The sequence below is a fragment of the Lacisediminimonas sp. genome (genome assembly GCF_030645335.1).
GTDB lineage: Bacteria > Pseudomonadota > Gammaproteobacteria > Burkholderiales > Burkholderiaceae_D > Lacisediminimonas.
In genome coordinates, this window is the sequence record NZ_JAUSNH010000200.1 from 1 (window position 1) to 16,271 (window position 16,271).

At 63.8% G+C, this 16,271-nt stretch carries 15 protein-coding genes and 1 pseudogene; 8 read left to right on the forward strand and 8 right to left on the reverse strand.

Annotation, left to right across the window (positions count from 1 at the left end):
* Window positions 1-802: 3-oxoadipate enol-lactonase (gene pcaD, locus Q7T64_RS14020; protein WP_370653329.1), on the forward strand; the 802-nt coding region annotated here is incomplete at its 5' end.
* A 125-nt stretch (window positions 803-927) separates the two neighbouring features.
* Here the strand turns inward: pcaD and Q7T64_RS14025 are convergent.
* Window positions 928-1,161, reverse strand: a complete 234-nt coding sequence (locus tag Q7T64_RS14025; protein WP_304796948.1) for a hypothetical protein — start codon at window positions 1,159-1,161, stop codon at window positions 928-930.
* Window positions 1,162-1,261: 100 nt separating this feature from the next.
* Between Q7T64_RS14025 and Q7T64_RS14030 the strand changes: the two genes are divergently transcribed.
* Window positions 1,262-1,573: a DUF1778 domain-containing protein gene (locus tag Q7T64_RS14030; protein WP_304796950.1), complete on the forward strand. Its 312-nt coding sequence runs from the start codon at window positions 1,262-1,264 to the stop codon at window positions 1,571-1,573.
* Window positions 1,536-2,033, forward strand: coding sequence for a GNAT family N-acetyltransferase (locus Q7T64_RS14035; protein WP_304796953.1), 498 nt, complete (start codon window positions 1,536-1,538; stop codon window positions 2,031-2,033). The genes Q7T64_RS14030 and Q7T64_RS14035 overlap by 38 nt, the downstream gene beginning before the upstream one ends.
* A gap of 126 nt (window positions 2,034-2,159) precedes the next feature.
* On the opposite strand, the gene Q7T64_RS14040 is transcribed toward Q7T64_RS14035, so the two are convergent.
* Entirely contained in the window at window positions 2,160-3,035 is an 876-nt protein-coding gene (locus Q7T64_RS14040) for an AEC family transporter (protein ID WP_370653330.1), read from the reverse strand.
* 487 nt (window positions 3,036-3,522) lie between these two features.
* On the opposite strand from Q7T64_RS14040, the gene Q7T64_RS14045 reads away from it, so the two are divergent.
* From Q7T64_RS14045 to Q7T64_RS14060, 4 genes are all read left to right on the forward strand, one after another.
* Entirely contained in the window at window positions 3,523-4,428 is a 906-nt protein-coding gene (locus Q7T64_RS14045) for an SDR family NAD(P)-dependent oxidoreductase (protein ID WP_304796983.1), read from the forward strand.
* Window positions 4,429-4,438: 10 nt separating this feature from the next.
* The gene (locus tag Q7T64_RS14050; RefSeq protein ID WP_304796959.1) at window positions 4,439-4,843 is read left to right on the forward strand and encodes a Zn-ribbon domain-containing OB-fold protein; all 405 of its coding nucleotides are present in this window, start codon (window positions 4,439-4,441) and stop codon (window positions 4,841-4,843) included.
* Complete coding sequence (locus tag Q7T64_RS14055; RefSeq protein WP_304796961.1) at window positions 4,840-6,012, forward strand: thiolase; 1,173 nt, start codon at window positions 4,840-4,842, stop codon at window positions 6,010-6,012. Before Q7T64_RS14050 ends, Q7T64_RS14055 begins: the two co-directional genes overlap by 4 nt.
* Window positions 6,013-6,087: 75 nt before the next feature.
* The gene (locus Q7T64_RS14060) at window positions 6,088-7,242 is read left to right on the forward strand and encodes an acyl-CoA dehydrogenase family protein (protein ID WP_304796964.1); all 1,155 of its coding nucleotides are present in this window, start codon (window positions 6,088-6,090) and stop codon (window positions 7,240-7,242) included.
* A 93-nt stretch (window positions 7,243-7,335) separates the two neighbouring features.
* Here Q7T64_RS14060 and Q7T64_RS14065 read toward each other — a convergent pair whose 3' ends face one another.
* From Q7T64_RS14065 to Q7T64_RS14080, 4 genes are read right to left on the reverse strand one after another with little or no spacing between them, the layout of a single operon-like run.
* A complete protein-coding gene (locus Q7T64_RS14065) occupies window positions 7,336-8,646 on the reverse strand; it encodes an FAD-binding oxidoreductase (RefSeq protein WP_304796966.1) in 1,311 nt (436 codons plus the stop codon).
* Between the two features lie 46 nt (window positions 8,647-8,692).
* A complete protein-coding gene (locus tag Q7T64_RS14070; protein ID WP_304796969.1) occupies window positions 8,693-9,670 on the reverse strand; it encodes a tripartite tricarboxylate transporter substrate binding protein in 978 nt (325 codons plus the stop codon).
* A gap of 12 nt (window positions 9,671-9,682) precedes the next feature.
* Entirely contained in the window at window positions 9,683-10,411 is a 729-nt protein-coding gene (locus Q7T64_RS14075) for a GntR family transcriptional regulator (RefSeq protein ID WP_304796971.1), read from the reverse strand.
* Window positions 10,412-10,435: 24 nt separating this feature from the next.
* Window positions 10,436-14,233 carry a hydantoinase B/oxoprolinase family protein gene (locus Q7T64_RS14080; protein ID WP_304796974.1) on the reverse strand — a complete coding sequence of 1,266 codons (3,798 nt, stop codon included), beginning with the start codon at window positions 14,231-14,233 and terminating at the stop codon, window positions 10,436-10,438.
* A gap of 172 nt (window positions 14,234-14,405) precedes the next feature.
* Between Q7T64_RS14080 and Q7T64_RS14085 the strand changes: the two genes are divergently transcribed.
* Complete coding sequence (locus Q7T64_RS14085; protein ID WP_304796976.1) at window positions 14,406-15,467, forward strand: 3-deoxy-7-phosphoheptulonate synthase; 1,062 nt, start codon at window positions 14,406-14,408, stop codon at window positions 15,465-15,467.
* A 29-nt stretch (window positions 15,468-15,496) separates the two neighbouring features.
* Here Q7T64_RS14085 and Q7T64_RS14090 read toward each other — a convergent pair whose 3' ends face one another.
* Together Q7T64_RS14090 and Q7T64_RS14095 are read right to left on the reverse strand one after the other, a co-directional pair.
* Complete coding sequence (locus Q7T64_RS14090; RefSeq protein ID WP_304796978.1) at window positions 15,497-15,688, reverse strand: DUF2783 domain-containing protein; 192 nt, start codon at window positions 15,686-15,688, stop codon at window positions 15,497-15,499.
* A gap of 70 nt (window positions 15,689-15,758) precedes the next feature.
* A pseudogene (locus Q7T64_RS14095) lies at window positions 15,759-16,271 on the reverse strand (FAD-dependent oxidoreductase); the annotation flags it as partial.

Genomic DNA, 16,271 nt, shown 5'->3' on the forward strand with positions numbered 1-16,271 from the left:
CCCCCCCCCCCCCCCCCCCCCCACGACCGTATCGAAAGCCATGACACAACTCAATTTCATCAAACAAGGACAGGGCCCATTGCTGGTGCTCAGCCATGCGCTGGGCTGCGACCTCCACATGTGGGACGAGGTAGCAGCGCGGATGGAGAAGGACTTCACCGTACTGCGCTACGACCACCGCAGCCACGGTTCGTCCACGCTGGTGACCAGCCCTTTCTCGATGGCTGACATGGCCGACGATATCGCCGCGCTGCTGGCGTCGATTGCGGCGGGCCCGGCGCATTTCGCCGGCACTTCGCTCGGCGGCATGGTGGCGCAGTCGCTGGCGGCGCGGCATCCGTCGGCAGTGCGCAGCATCGTGATCGCCAACTCCGCCGGCTACTACGACGACGCCGGCCGCGCCGGCTGGCAAGCGCGGATGGACGCGGTTGCCGCCAATGGACTCGACGCCATCGCCGATGGCGCATTGCAGCGCTGGTTCACGCCGGCTTTCCTGTCCGATCCGGCCGCAGCGCCGCGCCTGGCAGAATTGCGCCGCACGCTGGTCGCTTGCGACCCGCAGGGCTACATTGCCAGTTGCGGCGCGGTTTCGCAAATCGATTTCCGTGAAAGCAACCGGCGCATTGCCTGCCCGGCACTGATCATCGCCGGCACGCAGGATGCAGCCACGCCGCCGGCGCTTTCGCAGGACATGCATAGTCAGATCGCCGGATCCCGTCTGGCCGACATCGACGCCGCGCATATCAGCGCAGTCGAGCTGCCCGACGCGTTTACGGCGCTGCTGCGGGAATTCCTGAAGTAGCGGAGAGTTAGTCCGCCGAGTCCTGGGTCGAGTCCAGGTCGGGGAGCCAGAACACTTGGTTCGGAAATCAAGCACTGACGAGAAATCGAAGTGCTTTTTTTCCGTCTGTTGGGTCGGGAGCCGCCTCAACATCCGGCCGTTGCCGGAAATTTGTCGCAATGAAAAAAACTACAGACGAGGCGTTTCAGCACGATGGCAGCCCCGGCCAAAAATTGGGTATGGGGAAATTTTTGTTGGCGACGAATGGGCATGTGAGTCGGTGGTGGCAGTTTGGCACCACACCATATATAATGTCCCAAGACCCGAAAGGCTTCGCTGCGCGCATGGAACGGCAACGCCTTAAGGATCGTCTTGGACATGTGTTTTAGTTTTATTTTTGGAGAAGCTGCAAGTGCACCACTTGCAGCAGCTGTAGTCGCCCGGAGGTGGGCAACTGCGGAATTACCCAGGAGGGTAGAGATGCGTCAAGTAGCGGAAAGGGGCCGTATTACGGCCAGGGTTTCTCTTGCAGTGCAAGAAAAACTGCAGGAGGCGGCAGATTTGGTGGGGGCGACGGTGAATCAGTTTGTGGTTCAGAGTGCGCTTGAAAAAGCTGAGCAAATCATTGATCGCGAGACGATGATCGGTGTGACCCGCCGCGATGCCGCCATGTTGATTGCATTACTTGAGAATCCACCAAAGCCCAATCCAGCACTGAAGCGGGCTCTTGATCGCTATAAGGGCAAGATAAAAAATGGCTCGCTACGTAGCACCGCTGGATCAGACGCATGATGTAAAACGTTTTGACTGCGCAACAGAGAAATTAAACACCTGGCTGCAAACAATCGCAGGCCAGCATCAAGCAAAAGGGCTGTCTAAAACCTTCGTCCTGATAGACGACGAGGCGCCCACCGTCATCGTTGGCTTCTACGCCTTGGCAATCCGTCGCATGACGCCAAGGGAAGCCCTGCCGGCAGAGTTGGCCCGAAAACTTCCTTCGGATATTCCTGGCTACACGCTTGCCCGATTGGCTGTCGCCAGCAGCGCAACAAGGCAGGGCTTTGGCGCCGATCTTCTTGTCGATGCAATGCGTCGAGTCAAGCAGGTTGCGAATCAGGTAGGCGGCGCTTTTCTTTTCGTTGACGCGAAGGACCAGACGGCGGCTGATTTTTACAATCACTTCGGATTTGCCCCGTTGCCAGATGACCCGCTCACCTTGGTGATGCCACTGTCGGCGATCGAGGACGACTGATCAGGCGACGTAAAAATTCAGGTCTTCCATTGACTCGCTGCCGAATTGTTCCAGACGTCCAGTAGAAATCCCTGTTCATGCCGGCGCTTCGGCGTTGACCAGGCACGGCCCAGGCCATTGCCACCATCAGAATTTCAACGGCGCCCCCACGTACCACAACACCAGCGGGCACAACAACAGGAAGCAAGCGGTTGACGCCACCACGGCGCCGGCCGTGGCGTCGGCATGGTCGGTGTAGCGCTGTGCATACAGATAGTTGATCACCGCCACCGGCATCATCATCTGGAACAGCGTGACGCCGGCGATTTCCGGCGGCAGGCCCAGCGCCTTGACCACGATGGTGCCGCCGACCAGTCCGACCGCCAGCCGTATCATGCCCAGCACGAAGCCCTGCCGGATGCTGCCGTGCGAAATCGTGACCAGCGTATAGCCCAGGCTGATCAGCATCAGCGGGATCGTCAGGCTGCCCAGCATGCGGGTGCTTTCAATGATCCAGCCGGGCGCGGGGATCGATGCCAGGCGCATGGCGACCGCCGTCAGCGCCGCAAGCACCACCGGGCTGATCCAGCCGCCGCCCCGGTTTCCCTTGTGCGCCGTCAGCAGGTAGACCCCGACCGTATGCTGCAGGAACGACGTGACCGCAAAAAACGTCACCGCCACCGAGAGCCCGGCGTCGCCGAACGCCAGTTGCGACAGTGGCAGGCCGAGGTTGCCGGCGTTCGGAAAGGTGGCGGTCGGGATCAGCGTGCGTACCGGAAACCCGGCCAGGCGCAACAGCGCAGCGCTCAACAAGCCCATTAACAGGATGCCCAGCGCCGCCGCCACGGCCACCGACACCACCGTGCTGGTCGCCAGGCGCGTCGTCACCAGCGTATGGAACACCAGCGAGGGCACGGCGACCAGGGTCACCAGCTGGGAAATGAAGGCCCCCGGAAAAGTCAGCTTGCGATAACCCCAGGCGATACCCACGGCAATGCAGACGAACACCGGCAACAGCATCATCCCCACCGCCCCATACACCCCGGACAACCCAGCAATCATCGCACTCGCTCTCGAATTTCGTTTTTTTCAGATGGACGCAATGATCTCATCAAACGCCGCCCTGCTGCGCCCCACATGCAGCGCCGGTCCATCGCCGTTGACAGAATTTTAGCGATGCCTGAAACTGCCCCGGATGATCGTAAAACAAGGGCGCACGGTGCGGGTTGCCGGTGCAGCGACAAGCCAGCCAATCGTGAGCGAAAGGCACCGCAGGGCAATGTGCATGCATGCTGCACGGCGGCCTGCCCGGTTTGGCGCAACAGCATCACCAAACCGCATGACTTCCTTCCAGCCCTGAAGCGCAGCCAGGCCAAGGTCACGCCGCCGCCCACGTTTCCCGGACGGCGCAAAGCCCGCCCCCTGCTGCTGCACGGCCTGCCAGAGTCAACCCGGGCTGTCCACCAAAACAGTTTCAACAGGAGATGATGGAATGAACGAAAACTCGCGCATGGTCGAGGGCAAGGTAGTGCTCGTCACGGGCGCCGGTGGCGGCATCGGGCGCGAAATCGCGCTGGCAATGGCGCGTGCCGGGGCCCGCGTGGTGGTCAATGACATCGGCTCATCGCTTGCCGGCGAAGGCCAGGACGCCGGACCGGCACAAGCCGTCGCCAATGAGATCAAGGCGGCCGGCGGCGCGGCGGTGGCCAATACCGACAGCGTGTCCGAGCGTTCCGGCGCGGCGCGCATCGTCGAGTCGGCGATCGACGCGTTTGGCAGGATCGACGTCGTGGTCAACAATGCCGGCATCCTTCGCGACCGCATGTTCCACAAGATGAGCGAAGAGGAATGGGATTCCGTGCTCAAGGTGCACCTGTACGGCTCCTTCCATGTCAGCCGCGCCGCTGCCAGCTACTTCAAGGACCAGCAGTCGGGCTGCTACATCCACATGACGTCCACCTCGGGCCTGATCGGCAACCTCGGACAGGCGAATTATTCGGCCGCCAAGCTGGGCATCGTCGGACTGTCGAAATCGATTGCGCTGGACATGCAGAGGTTCAATGTCCGCTCCAATTGCATCGCCCCGTTCGCATGGAGCCGCATGGTCGGCGCCATCCCGACCTCCACACCGGAAGAACAGGCGCGCGTGGACAACCTCAAGCAGATGACGCCGGCCAAGATCGCACCGCTGGCCGTTTGCCTGGCCAGCGAGCAGGCCAGCGATACCAACGGCCAGATATTCTCGGTGCGCAACAATGAAATTTTCCTGATCAGCCAGCCGCGGCCGGTGCGCTCGGTGCATCGCAGCGAAGGCTGGAGTCCGGAAACCGTCGCCAGCCATGCCTTGCCGGCGCTCAAAGCCATGTTCCATCCGCTGGACCGCTCCGGCGATGTGTTCAGCTGGGATCCGGTGTGACGGGGCAATGATGAACGACACTTCCCGTAGCGGCGGCATCCGGGCTGCCCATCAGGCGCAGTTGGACCAGGGCCGCTTCCTGATCCAGCATTGCAGCCAATGCCAGCGCCACATTTACTTCCCGCGCGAGTCCTGCCCGCATTGCGGCAGCGAGCAGGTGCAACTGGTCGCGCCAAGCGGCCTAGGCACCGTGCACGCCGTCACCACGGTGCGGCGCAAGCCGGAGGCCGGTGGCGACACCAACGTTTCGCTGGTCGACCTCGACGAAGGCGTGCGCCTGATGAGCCGCATCGCCAACCTGCCGGTGGACGCGGTCCGGATCGGCCAGCGCGTGCAGGCGCGGGTGCAGATCGACGGCGGCGCGGGCCTCGTCGTGTTCGACGTCGTGCAGGACCGGACGGAGCACACGCCATGAGCCTGAATTCATTGCGCGGGAGCGCCGCCATTGTCGGCGTCGCCACTTTTGGCCAGGGCGAGGCGCACGGCTTCACCGACATTGAAATCCTGGCCCGTTCGGCGCGCGCAGCAGTGGCCGACGCCGGCCTGAAAATGAGCGACATCGACGGCCTGTGCACCGCCAGTTCCAGCGCCAGCATGTGGGCCATGCCGGTGGTCGAATACCTGGGCATCCGCCCGCGTTTCATCGACAGCACCATGCTGGGCGGCTCCAGTTTCGTGGCGCACTTGATGCCGGCCATCCAGGCGCTGCAGTCCGGCCAGTGCAATGCGGTGCTGGTGTGCTACGGCAGCGCGCAGCGTACTGCCGCCTTCGGCCGGCGCGAAATGGTGGCAGCGCGCAAGTTCCTCGATCCGCAGCCGTATGAAACGCCCTATGACCCGATGATGCCGCCGTCCGCGTATGCGCTGGCGGCGTCGCGCCACATGCATGAGTTCGGCACCACCCGGCGCGACCTGGCCGAAGTCGCGGTCGCCGCCCGCGCCTGGGCGGCGCTCAATCCGGAAGCTTTCATGCGCGAGCCGCTATCGATTGACGACGTGCTCAATGCGCGCATGATCAGCGACCCGCTGTCGGTACGCGACTGCTGCCTGGTCACCGATGGCGGCGGCGCCTATGTGCTGGTGCGCGCCGAACGTGCGCGCGACCTGCAGGCCAGGCCGGTGTATGTGCTGGGCAATGCAACGGCGGTGTGGAATCGCCAGATTTCATCGATGCACGACCTGACGGTGACGGCAGCGTCCGAGTCGGGGCCGGCCGCCTTTGCCATGGCCGGGCTCAAGCCGTCCGACATCGACGTCGTGCAGTTGTACGACGCCTTCACGATCAACACATTGCTGTTCCTGGAAGACCTGGGCTTTTGCAGGAAAGGCGAAGGCGCGGCCTTCGTGCGCAACGGCGGCATCGGGCCGGGCGGGCACTTGCCGGTCAATACCAATGGCGGCGGGCTGTCCTGCGTGCATCCGGGCATGTACGGTATTTTCCCGATCGTTGAAGCGGTGCGCCAGTTGCGCGGCGAATGCGGCGAACGGCAGGTTGCGGGCGCGCGCACTGCGCTGGCGCATGGCAATGGCGGCATGTTGTCCAGCCAGTCGACCGCGATCCTGGCGACAGAAGAAGCCTTGTAGCGGCGAACACGCCGCTCGCCTGCGCCAGGCAGATCCAACGACGACACAAAACGCAATGAACCAGGACAAGACATCATGATCCGCGACACCGACACCCTCAATGCCCTGCTGGACGCCGTCACCCGTTTCGTACGCGAGCGGCTGGTGCCGGCCGAACACCTGGTCGCCGAGACCGACCAGATTCCCGACGACATCGTGCGCGAAATGAAGCAGATGGGCCTGTTCGGCCTGACCATACCGGAAGAGTACGGCGGCCTGGCGCTGACCATGGAAGAAGAAGTGCTGGTGATGCTGCAAATGAGCCAGACCTCGCCCTGCTTCCGCTCGCTGTTCGGCACCACGGTGGGCATCGGTTCGCAGGGAATCCTGATGGATGGCACCGAGGAACAAAAGGCAAAATACCTGCCGCGGCTGGCAACGGGCGAGCTGATTGCCTCGTTCGCGCTGACCGAGCCGGACGCCGGTTCCGACGCCGCATCGCTGCGCACGTCGGCAATCCGCGATGGCGATCACTATGTCGTCAATGGCACCAAGCGCTACATCACCAATGCGCCGGAGGCGGGCCTGTTTACGCTGATGGCGCGCACCAACCCGCAGAACAAGGGCGCAGGCGGCGTGTCGGCCTTCATCGTCGAGCGCAACACGCCGGGCATTACGATCGGCCGCATCGACAAGAAGATGGGCCAGCGCGGCGCCCATACGGCCGACGTGATTTTTGAAAACTGCCGGGTACCCGCCAGCCAGCTGATCGGCAACAAGGAAGGCCACGGCTTCAAGACGGCAATGAAAGTGCTGGAGAAGGGCCGTATCCATATCGCCGCGATCTGCGTCGGTGTGGCCGAGCGCATGCTGCGCGATGCCTTGCGCTACGCCATCGAGCGCAAGCAGTTTGGCAAGCCGATCGCCGAATTCCAGTTGGTGCAAGCCTTGCTGGCTGACAGCCAGGCCGAACTGTATGCAGCGCGCTGCATGGTGATCGATGCGGCGCGCAAGCGCGATGCGGGTGTTGATGTGTCGACCGAAGCCTCGTGCTGCAAGATGTTTGCCTCCGAGATGTGCGGGCGGGTGGCCGATCGGGCGGTCCAGGTGTTCGGCGGTGCGGGCTACCTGGAAGAATATGGCATCGAGCGTTTCTATCGCGACGTCCGACTATTCCGTCTGTATGAGGGAACGACGCAGATCCAGCAAATCGTGATTGCCCGCAATATGGTGCGCGACGCCGGCGCTTGATCGGCGCCTGCGGTGCCGTTAATGTGGACTTGATGGGCGCTCGAAAGCAATTATGTGCCTGGCCGCGATCAGTTGTCGCCGCCCGCCAGGCGCTTAGCGCTGGAACCGGTCCATGACCTGGTGGTACCAGATCGCGGCCTGCTTTGCCGGTCGGCGCAGCCCATGCAAGGGAATCGGATCAAACCGGCCGTCGCTGATCGGCCCCATCGATGGCGGCTCGCCGGCGACCTGGGCCGCGAGCTGCTTGCCCACCAGCGCAGCGAGTCCGACGCCGCGGCCATTGTAGCCAAGCCCATAGTGGACATTTGCCGCCAGCTTGCCGATGCGCGGCAGGCTGTCCAGCGTCACGGCAACCAGGCCGAACCAGCGGTGCCGGATTCCGACGCCTTGCAGCATCGGGAAGATTGACAGCATGTCCTGCCGCAGGCGCTCGTAGGCGGCCGGCGACGCGCGGCTGCCGGCACCACCGCGCCCGCCAAAAAAGAAACTCCCGTCCGCCAGTATCCGGTAGTAGTTCGTCAGCCGCTTGGAATCGGTGGCAAGCTGGCCGCCGGCCAGCAGTGCGTTGCGCAACGCTGGCGGCAGCACCTCGGTGGCAATCACGGCCGATGCAATCGGTACGATCCGCTTTTCAAGCTGGCTGCCGGCGCTCGTCAGGTTGCTGTAGCCGTTGGTGGCAATGATCAATTCGCGGGCTCGCACGCTGGCCGCCGGTGTGTGGATTTCGACCTGCTCGCCATTGCTGCGCCAGGAAGTGACCGTGGTGCCGCAATAGATGCCCGCCCCCTGGTTTGCCAGCGAGCTCGCCAGGGCGTTGCAGTACTGCAGCGGATGGATGCCAGCACCGCGCGGCTCCAGGTAGCCGTCCTGGTACAGATCCGAACCGATCTTTTCAATCACTGCGGAGCGCCCCAGCATGGACGGCGCGCCATCGCCGGCATGCTGCTGCAGCCATTCCACATCGGCGGCGAAGCGCCGCACGCCATGCTCGCCGACGATGGGCGTGATATGCCCGCAACGGCCAAAGCCACAGTCGATGCGATGCGCGTGGATGATTTCCTCCAGCGTATCGACGCCGTCATGCGCCAGCCGGTACATGCGCAGCGCGACGTCGCGGCCATATTTTTTTTCCAGTTCGGGAAAAGTGAGCTTGTAGCGCGGCACGGCCATGCCGCCGTTCCGGCCGCTGGCACCCCATCCGACTTCGCTGGCCTCGAGGATGACGCAGCGACGTCCGTTCTTGCGCAAATGATGTGCTGCCGAAAGGCCCGTGAAACCGCCGCCGATAATCGCGACCTCGGTCTCGATCGGATTGACCAGGCCGGCAAATGACGGCGCAGTCGCAGTCGCAGCCCAGTACGAAGCAGCGTGTGGCTGGCGCACTGGCTGCGGTCGAAGGAACATCTTCAGTCAATCGATCGATTGATTGATTGATTGATCGATCAATCGATCAATCCAGATAGCCGATATTGGCGCGCTTGATGACCTCGGCAAACTTCTCCTTCTGCCGCACGATATGTTGCGCGAATTGCTCAGGCGATGCACTGCCGGTCGCGTCCGCACCGAGGTCGCGCAGCTTGTTGCGCACTTCCGGCATCGCCATGATCTTGCCCATGGCTGTACTGAGCCGGTCAATCGCCGCCTTCGGCGTTCCCGCTGTCGCTTCAATGCCTTGCCAGACGATGAATTCAAAGCCGGGGAAAGTCTCGGCAACAGTCGGCAGGTCAGGTGCTGCCGCCGTGCGTTGCAGGCCGGTCACGGCCAGCGCCTTCAACTTGCCGGAGCGCACGTGGGGCAATGCGGACGGAATCGAATCGAAGAACAGGCTGACGTCGCCCGACATCAGGCCCAGGATCGCCGGCGTCGCACCCTTGTACGGAATCGCCGTCATCTGGATGCCGGCTGCCTGCATGAACAGCTCTGCGGCCAATTGCGAGCTGCCGCCCGCGCCGTAAGTTGCGTAGTTCAGCTTGCCGGGATTGGCCTTGGCGTAGGCGATCAGCGCCGCCACGGAATTGAATGGGGAAGTGGCCGGCGTCACCATGATGGTCGGCGCCGAGGTCACTTGCGAAATCGGCGCAAAATCCTTGATCGCGTCATACGGCATCTTGCGATACAGGTTGGGCGCAATCGAGTGCGTGCTGGCGGTGACCAGCAGCAAGGTGTAGCCATCGGGCGCCGCCTTGGCGACCAGCTCGGTGCCGATGAAGCCACTCGCGCCGGGCCGGTTCTCCACGATCACCGTCTGTCCCAGTTCTGCAGTGAGCTTTTCCGCCATCAGGCGGCCCACCACGTCAGCGACGCCGGCGGGCGGCCACGGCACGACCAGGCGAATCGGCTTGCTCGGGTATTGGTCGGCAAGTGCCGTTCCTGTAGCGGCCAGGCCGGCAAGGGCAAGCAGCATCGTCAGCATCAAACGTCGCGTCATGGAAAACTCCTGTCAAAGGAAGGGGGGTGATTCAGCGAGCAGGGACAAGCGTAATTTTTCCGAAGTCTGGATGTGCGTCAGTGCGGCGTTCGCCGCTTGTTGCGGGTCGTGCCGCGCAATGGCTTCGACGATGGCGCGGTGCTCAAGCCCGGCTTCCGCGCGGCGTGCCGGCACGGAATACGTGTGCAGCCCCAGCAAGGCCAGCGAATCGTCGATGGCGTCCAGTGCGCGATGCAGGAACGCGTTGTGCGCGGCGTCATAGATGGCCTGGTGCAGTTGATGGTTCAGGCGTCCGAGTTCGGCGGCATCGAGCTTCTCGTCCCACTTGTCGCAGATGGCCAGCATCAGCTTGATGTCCGACGGCCGCGCATTTTCGGCGGCGTAACGCGCCGCCAGCGCTTCCATGTCGGCCCACACGGTATAGAGTTCCGCCACATCGCGCGCTGACAAGCTCGCAATCACCAGCCCCTCGCGCCCGACCGTGGCGACCAGGCCCTGGGCTTCCAGCGTTTTCAAGGCTTCGCGCACTGGCGTGCGGCTCACGCCCAGCCATTCGGCGAGATCGGCTTCCCGCAAGCGCTGCCCGGCACGCAGCCGCCCCTCGCGGATGCCGGTCTTGATCGCTTCCCGGACCAGGTCCGCGCGAGCGCCGTGGCGGCGCTTGCCATCGTCGGCTTCGGCGCCATGCGCTGCTGCATCGTCGGCGCCGGGAAACAGGTGATCCATCGCTTTTTGGTCCATTTATTCCAATTGATTTACACGCCTTCAGGCATCCTGCGCGGCCGGCGCCACCGCCGGTTGCGCAGTCCCGTAGCCATACAAGGCCTGCGCCTGCTCCAGCGATACATAGCCATAGGCGATATCGCGTTCGATCAGCTCGCGGCTGCGCTCCCGCGGATTGCCCAGACCGGCGCCACCGGGTATTTCACACAGCATCGTGCCGCCCGGCGGCACCACCGCGTCGCCGCCACTGGTAGCCACCTGGCCATTGATCACCAGCCGTCCGTTCGGTCCGTCGCCGCCACCGAGCAAGCCCGGCACCGGGAAATAATAACGACCGCCACGGAATCCGATCAGGAAGGAGCCATCCGGTCCGATATCGCCTTCCAGCACCCGCATCTCGAAGCGTTGACCGAGTCCGCCGCGGAAGCGTCCCGCGCCGGCTGAATCCTCCCATAGCTCGCGCCGCAATACCAGCGCCGGTATTTCGCTCTCCAGCACTTCAACCGGCGTATTGCCGATATTGACCGGGAAAGTGAGGCAGGACACGCCGTCCTGGTTGGCACGCGCACCCAGGCCGCCGTTGGCGGCATTGAGCGGCGCGAACTGCGTGCCATCCTGGCGGCGGCCGAAGATATATTGCGCCCACAATGGCGTGGAACCCGATCCGGCCACCACCCGCTCCGGCAAGGCTTGCGCCATTGCGCTGAAAATCATTTCGGGAATGAAGTTGCCAATGCTGGTGCGGGCAAACACCGGCGCCGGGAACCTGGCATTCAATACACTGCCCTCCTCGGCCACCATCGTGATTGGCCGCATGGTTCCTTCATTGCTCTGCACCGGCAGTTGCAACAGCGCCGCCACGGCAAAGTGGGCATAGGCGGCGGTGTAGCGAAGCGTGCAGTTGACGGCCGGGCGCACCTGCGGCGAGCTGCCGCTGAAATCCACCGTGATGGTGTCGCCCTTGACCGTCACCGCCACCTTCAGCACCACCTTCTGGCCGTCGATCATTTCGATCGGCGCTTCGTGGCGATAGCAGCCGTCGGGCACGCGCTCGATCTCGGCGCGTGACAGCATTTCGCTGCGGCGGATGATTTCATCGGCCAGCGTCTCGAAGTCGCTCCAGCCCTGCTCGACGCAGAGTTCCTGCAATCGTTCGCAGCCGACATGATTGGCGGCGCATTGCGCGCGCAAGTCCCCCAACACTGTTTCGGCCAGGCGCACGTTGCTGGCAATGAAGTTGAAGACGTCCTGGTTCGGTTCGCCCTGGCGGAACAGGAAGGAGACCGGTATGCGCAAGCCTTCTTCATAATTGTCGCGGCTTTCGGTGGTGGCGCGCCGCCCGCCGATATCCACATGATGTGCCGAGCAGGCGCAGAACCCGATCAATTTGCCGCCATGAAAAGCCGGCGTGATGACGGCGATGTCATTGTGATGCCCGCTGCCATGCCATGGATCGTTGCCGATCAGCACATCGCCATCGCGCAGCGAGCCGATCGGCACCATCTGCAGCATGTGGTCCAGCATCGGCGACAGGCCGCCGGCAATGCCGGGCGTGCTATCGGTGGAACGCAGCAGCAGGCGGCCCTTGGCGTCGAACACACCGCACGCGTAGTCATGCACATCGCGGATCACGGTCGAGAACGAGGTGCGCACCAGCGCGGCCGCAAGTTCATCCACCGACGAGGTCAGCCGGCGCCACAGCATTTCAAGCTTGACCACATCCATCGCCTGTTCGGCGCCTTTGGATGCGTGTACCGCGACCACCGGCAATTTGACGATCAGGCTGCCGGCCCCATCCACCGAAATGCTGGCGCCGGCGCCAACGATGGTGGTCGACTCCGCCTCTTCGATGATCGCCGGCCCGGCGAGCTCGGTGTCGGCGCCGAGCCAGGCGCGCTGGTAGACGCGATGCGGGATGAAGCGCCCGGCCTGCGGGCAATAGGCGTCGCGCACCACGGCTTCGCGGCCGGCGCCGGCGGCCAATGCTGCGGCCGGTGCATCCAGGAACTGCTTTCCTGGCGCCAGCGCGGTGACCCGCAAGGTCATCAGCTCCAGCTCCAGCTCATCGAACACCTTGCCGTACAACTTGCGGTAAACCTCGTTGAACGCGCTGCGCAGTCCCTGCGCGAAATCCGGCGCGGCGATCAGCGCAGACGGCAGCGACACGCCGACATCGTAGCCCTGGCCCACATAGCGCACGTCGGCGGATCGCTCAAAGCGGACCACCGACTGTTCGACGCTGCGCGGCAGTCCCGCGCGCGCCTGCACTTCCATCTCGCTGTACAAGGCTTCCAGTTCAAGCGGATGGGCGGTTGCCACCCGCGTCCTGTGGGTCAGCACCGTGTCGAACGAAACCGGCGCGATCAACATGCCGAAGGCAGAGGCGACACCGGCGCGCGGCGGAATGATCACGGTCTGGGCGCCGATCCGGCGTGCGAGGTCGTAGGCATGCACCGGCCCGGCGCCGCCGAATGCGACCAGTGCGCAACTGCCCGGCGTCTCGCCTTTTTCGGCAACGTACACCTTGGCCGCGCTGGCCATGTTTTCATTGACCAGGCTATGGATGCCCCATGCCGCCTTTTCCAGCGACAGGCCGAGCACGGTGCCGAGCTTGCGCTCGATCGCCTGGGCCGCCAGGTCCCGGTCCAGCGCCATGCGCCCGCCGAGGAAATAGCCCGGATTCAGGTAGCCCAGCACCAGGTCGGCATCCGACACCGTGGGCTGGGTGCCGCCCTGGCCATAACTCGCCGGTCCTGGTACGGCGGACGCACTTTCGGGGCCGACTTCCAGCGTGCCTTTGGCCGAGACTTTGGCAATGCTGCCGCCGCCCGCGCCAATTTCCATCAGGTCCACCACGGGCACGCGCACCGGTATGCCGCTGCCGCGCTTGAAGCGGTGCACCCGGTCGACCTCCAGTTCATTGACCCGCCCGACCCGTCCATTCATGACCAGGCACATTTTGGCGGTGGTGCCGCCCATGTCGAACGCCAGCACCTTGTCATAGCCGGCCAGGCGCGCATAGTGCGCTGCCCCGATCATGCCGGCGGCCGGCCCGGACTCCAGGATCTGGACCGGGAAGCGTTTTGCCATCTCGGAAGAATTCAGGCCGCCGCTGGACTGCATCAACAATAATTCGCCGGCAAAGCCGATGTCGCGCAGCCGGCCATCTAGCCGCTCCAGGTAGCGCGCGGTGGCCGGCTTGGTGTAAGCATTGACCACCGTGGTGGTCGACCTTTCGTACTCCCGCAGTTCGCGCAATACTTCATGCGACAAGGTAATGGTGATGCCGGGCGCGACACGGCGCGCAATTTCGCCGATGCGCTGTTCATGCGCCGGGTTGGCAAAGGAATTGATCAGGCATACCGCGATGGACTCCACCGCCTGCGCCTGCAAGGCAGCCAGCGCTGCCACCACGGAGGCTTCGTCCAGTTCAGTCAGGACGCGGCCGGAGGTGTGGACCCGCTCGTCGACCTCGACCCGCAACGGGCGCGCCACCAGCGGCTCGGGAAAGCGGATCTGCAAGTCGCCGCCGTCATAGCGCTTCTCGCGGGCGATTTCCAGTACGTCGCGAAAGCCGCGCGTGGTGATCAGGCCAGTGCGCGCGCCCTTGCGTTCGATCACGGCATTGATCACGAGTGTGGTCCCATGCACCAGCATCAGCGCCTCGCTGATCGCCCCCGGGCGCATGCGCTCCAGGTTTTCCAGGCCAGTCTCGATGGCTGCCGACGGATCGTGCGGGGTGGTCAATACCTTATCGACATAAGCCTGCCCGTTTTCTTCATCAATCATCAGCAGATCGGTAAACGTGCCGCCAATGTCGCAACCTATTCCTATCGCCATTCTTCCCCCGGAATTTAATTCGCATACTGTTGTATACAATGGCATGCAAAAATCGGCCTGACAAGAAAATAATGCCCGCCAGGGAAATTGCCTGCCAGGCATCCAAGGCCCCGTCCACTGGCGAACCGGCTAAAATAGCGCCCTCCCCGCCACTGCGCCACCCGCCCGCCCCATGAAGCAACTGATCAACGCCCGTATCCTGTCGCAGGAAGACCTGCCGGCGCCGTCTGCCATCCAGCAAGAAATACCGCATACCAAGAAGTCGCTGGCCACAGTGCTCAATGGCCGCGCCCAGCTCGAAGACATCATCGACCGCAAGGACCCGCGGCGTTTCATCGTCGTCGGCCCCTGCTCGGTGCATGATCCGGCCGCTGCGCTCGACTATGCGCAACGGCTCAAGCCGCTGGCGGCGCAGGTCAGCGACGTGCTGGTGCTGGTGATGCGGGTGTATTTCGAAAAGCCGCGCACCACGGTCGGCTGGAAGGGCCTGATCAACGATCCGGACCGTGATGATTCCTTCGATATCGTCAAAGGCATCCGCATCGCCCGCACGCTATTGCGTGACATCAGCGAACTCGGCCTGCCGATCGGCACCGAAGCGCTCGATCCGCTGATGCCGCAATACCTGGGCGACATGGTCAGCTGGAACGCGATCGGCGCGCGCACCACCGAGTCGCAGACGCATCGCGAAATGGCCAGCGGCCTGTCGACCCCGGTCGGCCTGAAAAACGGCACCGACGGCAGCCTGGCCGTGGCGATCAATGCGATGCAGGCGGCGCGCACGCCACATGCTTTCCTCGGCATCGACGGCGAAGGCAGGACCGCAGTGATCCGCACCGCAGGCAATCCGCACGGTCACCTGATCCTGCGCGGCGGCAGTGCGCCGAATTACGGTGCGCAGGCAGTGGCCGAGGCTGCGGCCTTGCTGCAAAAAGCGGGCTTGCCGCCGGCAATCGTGGTCGATTGCAGCCACGGCAATTCGAACAAGGACCACCAGCGCCAGATCGGCGTGCTGCAGGACGTCGTGCGCCAGGTGTGCGATGGCAATGACGGTATCGTCGGCATGATGATTGAATCGAACCTGGTCGCTGGCGCGCAAAAGATCCAGCCCGACCTGTCCAGCTTGACCTACGGCCAATCAGTGACGGATGCGTGTATCGGATGGGACGATACGGTGGCCGCCATCAGCGATGCGGCACAGGCCTTGCGGCAAGCGGCAACGCGCTCGCGCTAGACGCGCAACAGGTCGGCGTGCCGCTGCGCCTACAAGCTGCGCAACGCCGCCTGCATCGCCTGCGTCAGCACGCTGCGCTCGCCAACATGATTGGCCAGCACCAACAGCAGCTTGGCCTGGAACAGCAAGGCCTTGTCGTCCGGCAGGTCGCGCTGGCAGGCGACCAGTTCTTCGTAAAAGCCATCCGGGTCGGGAATATTCGGTTCAAGGTTCAAGGGCATCGCGCATCCTGCTTTTCTCGGGTGATTCACGGTTGAGGGTGTTGACACGCATGGAGGCGCATCCACTGCGCTATCGGTGCGCACAACAGCGCGCAATGGCGGCCTGGATCTTGTCGCGGTCGAACGCGCGCCAGCGGGCGGCGACATGCTGGTCCGGCCGCACCAGATAGGTGGTGCCCGGCTGGCCGTCATAGCGCAATTCCAGCAAGCCCTCCGGATCGGCCAGGTCGCTGCCCACGCGCAACACGGGCGCCTCGATCGCACCGGCACGCACCGATTGCCCTCCCAGGCCAGGCGCCCCGCCGGCATCAAACACCAGCACTGAAAACCCCTTGGGCAAATGGTTCAGCAGCCAGCCTGCCCGGCCATCGGCCTGCACCGGCGCGTCCGCGCAGTTGGTGCCCGGCGCCATGTTGCCGGCAAACACCGATTCATCTGGCGTATTGAGCGCTGAATCCAGGTACGGGGTCGGCGTCGACAGGCGGCCGCTGTTGACCAGCTTGCGCGCAAACGACGCATGCTCGGCCAGTTGCAGCGTCGCATCGCGCAGCAGTTGGCTGGCGCGGCTCTTGGGCGTGATGAA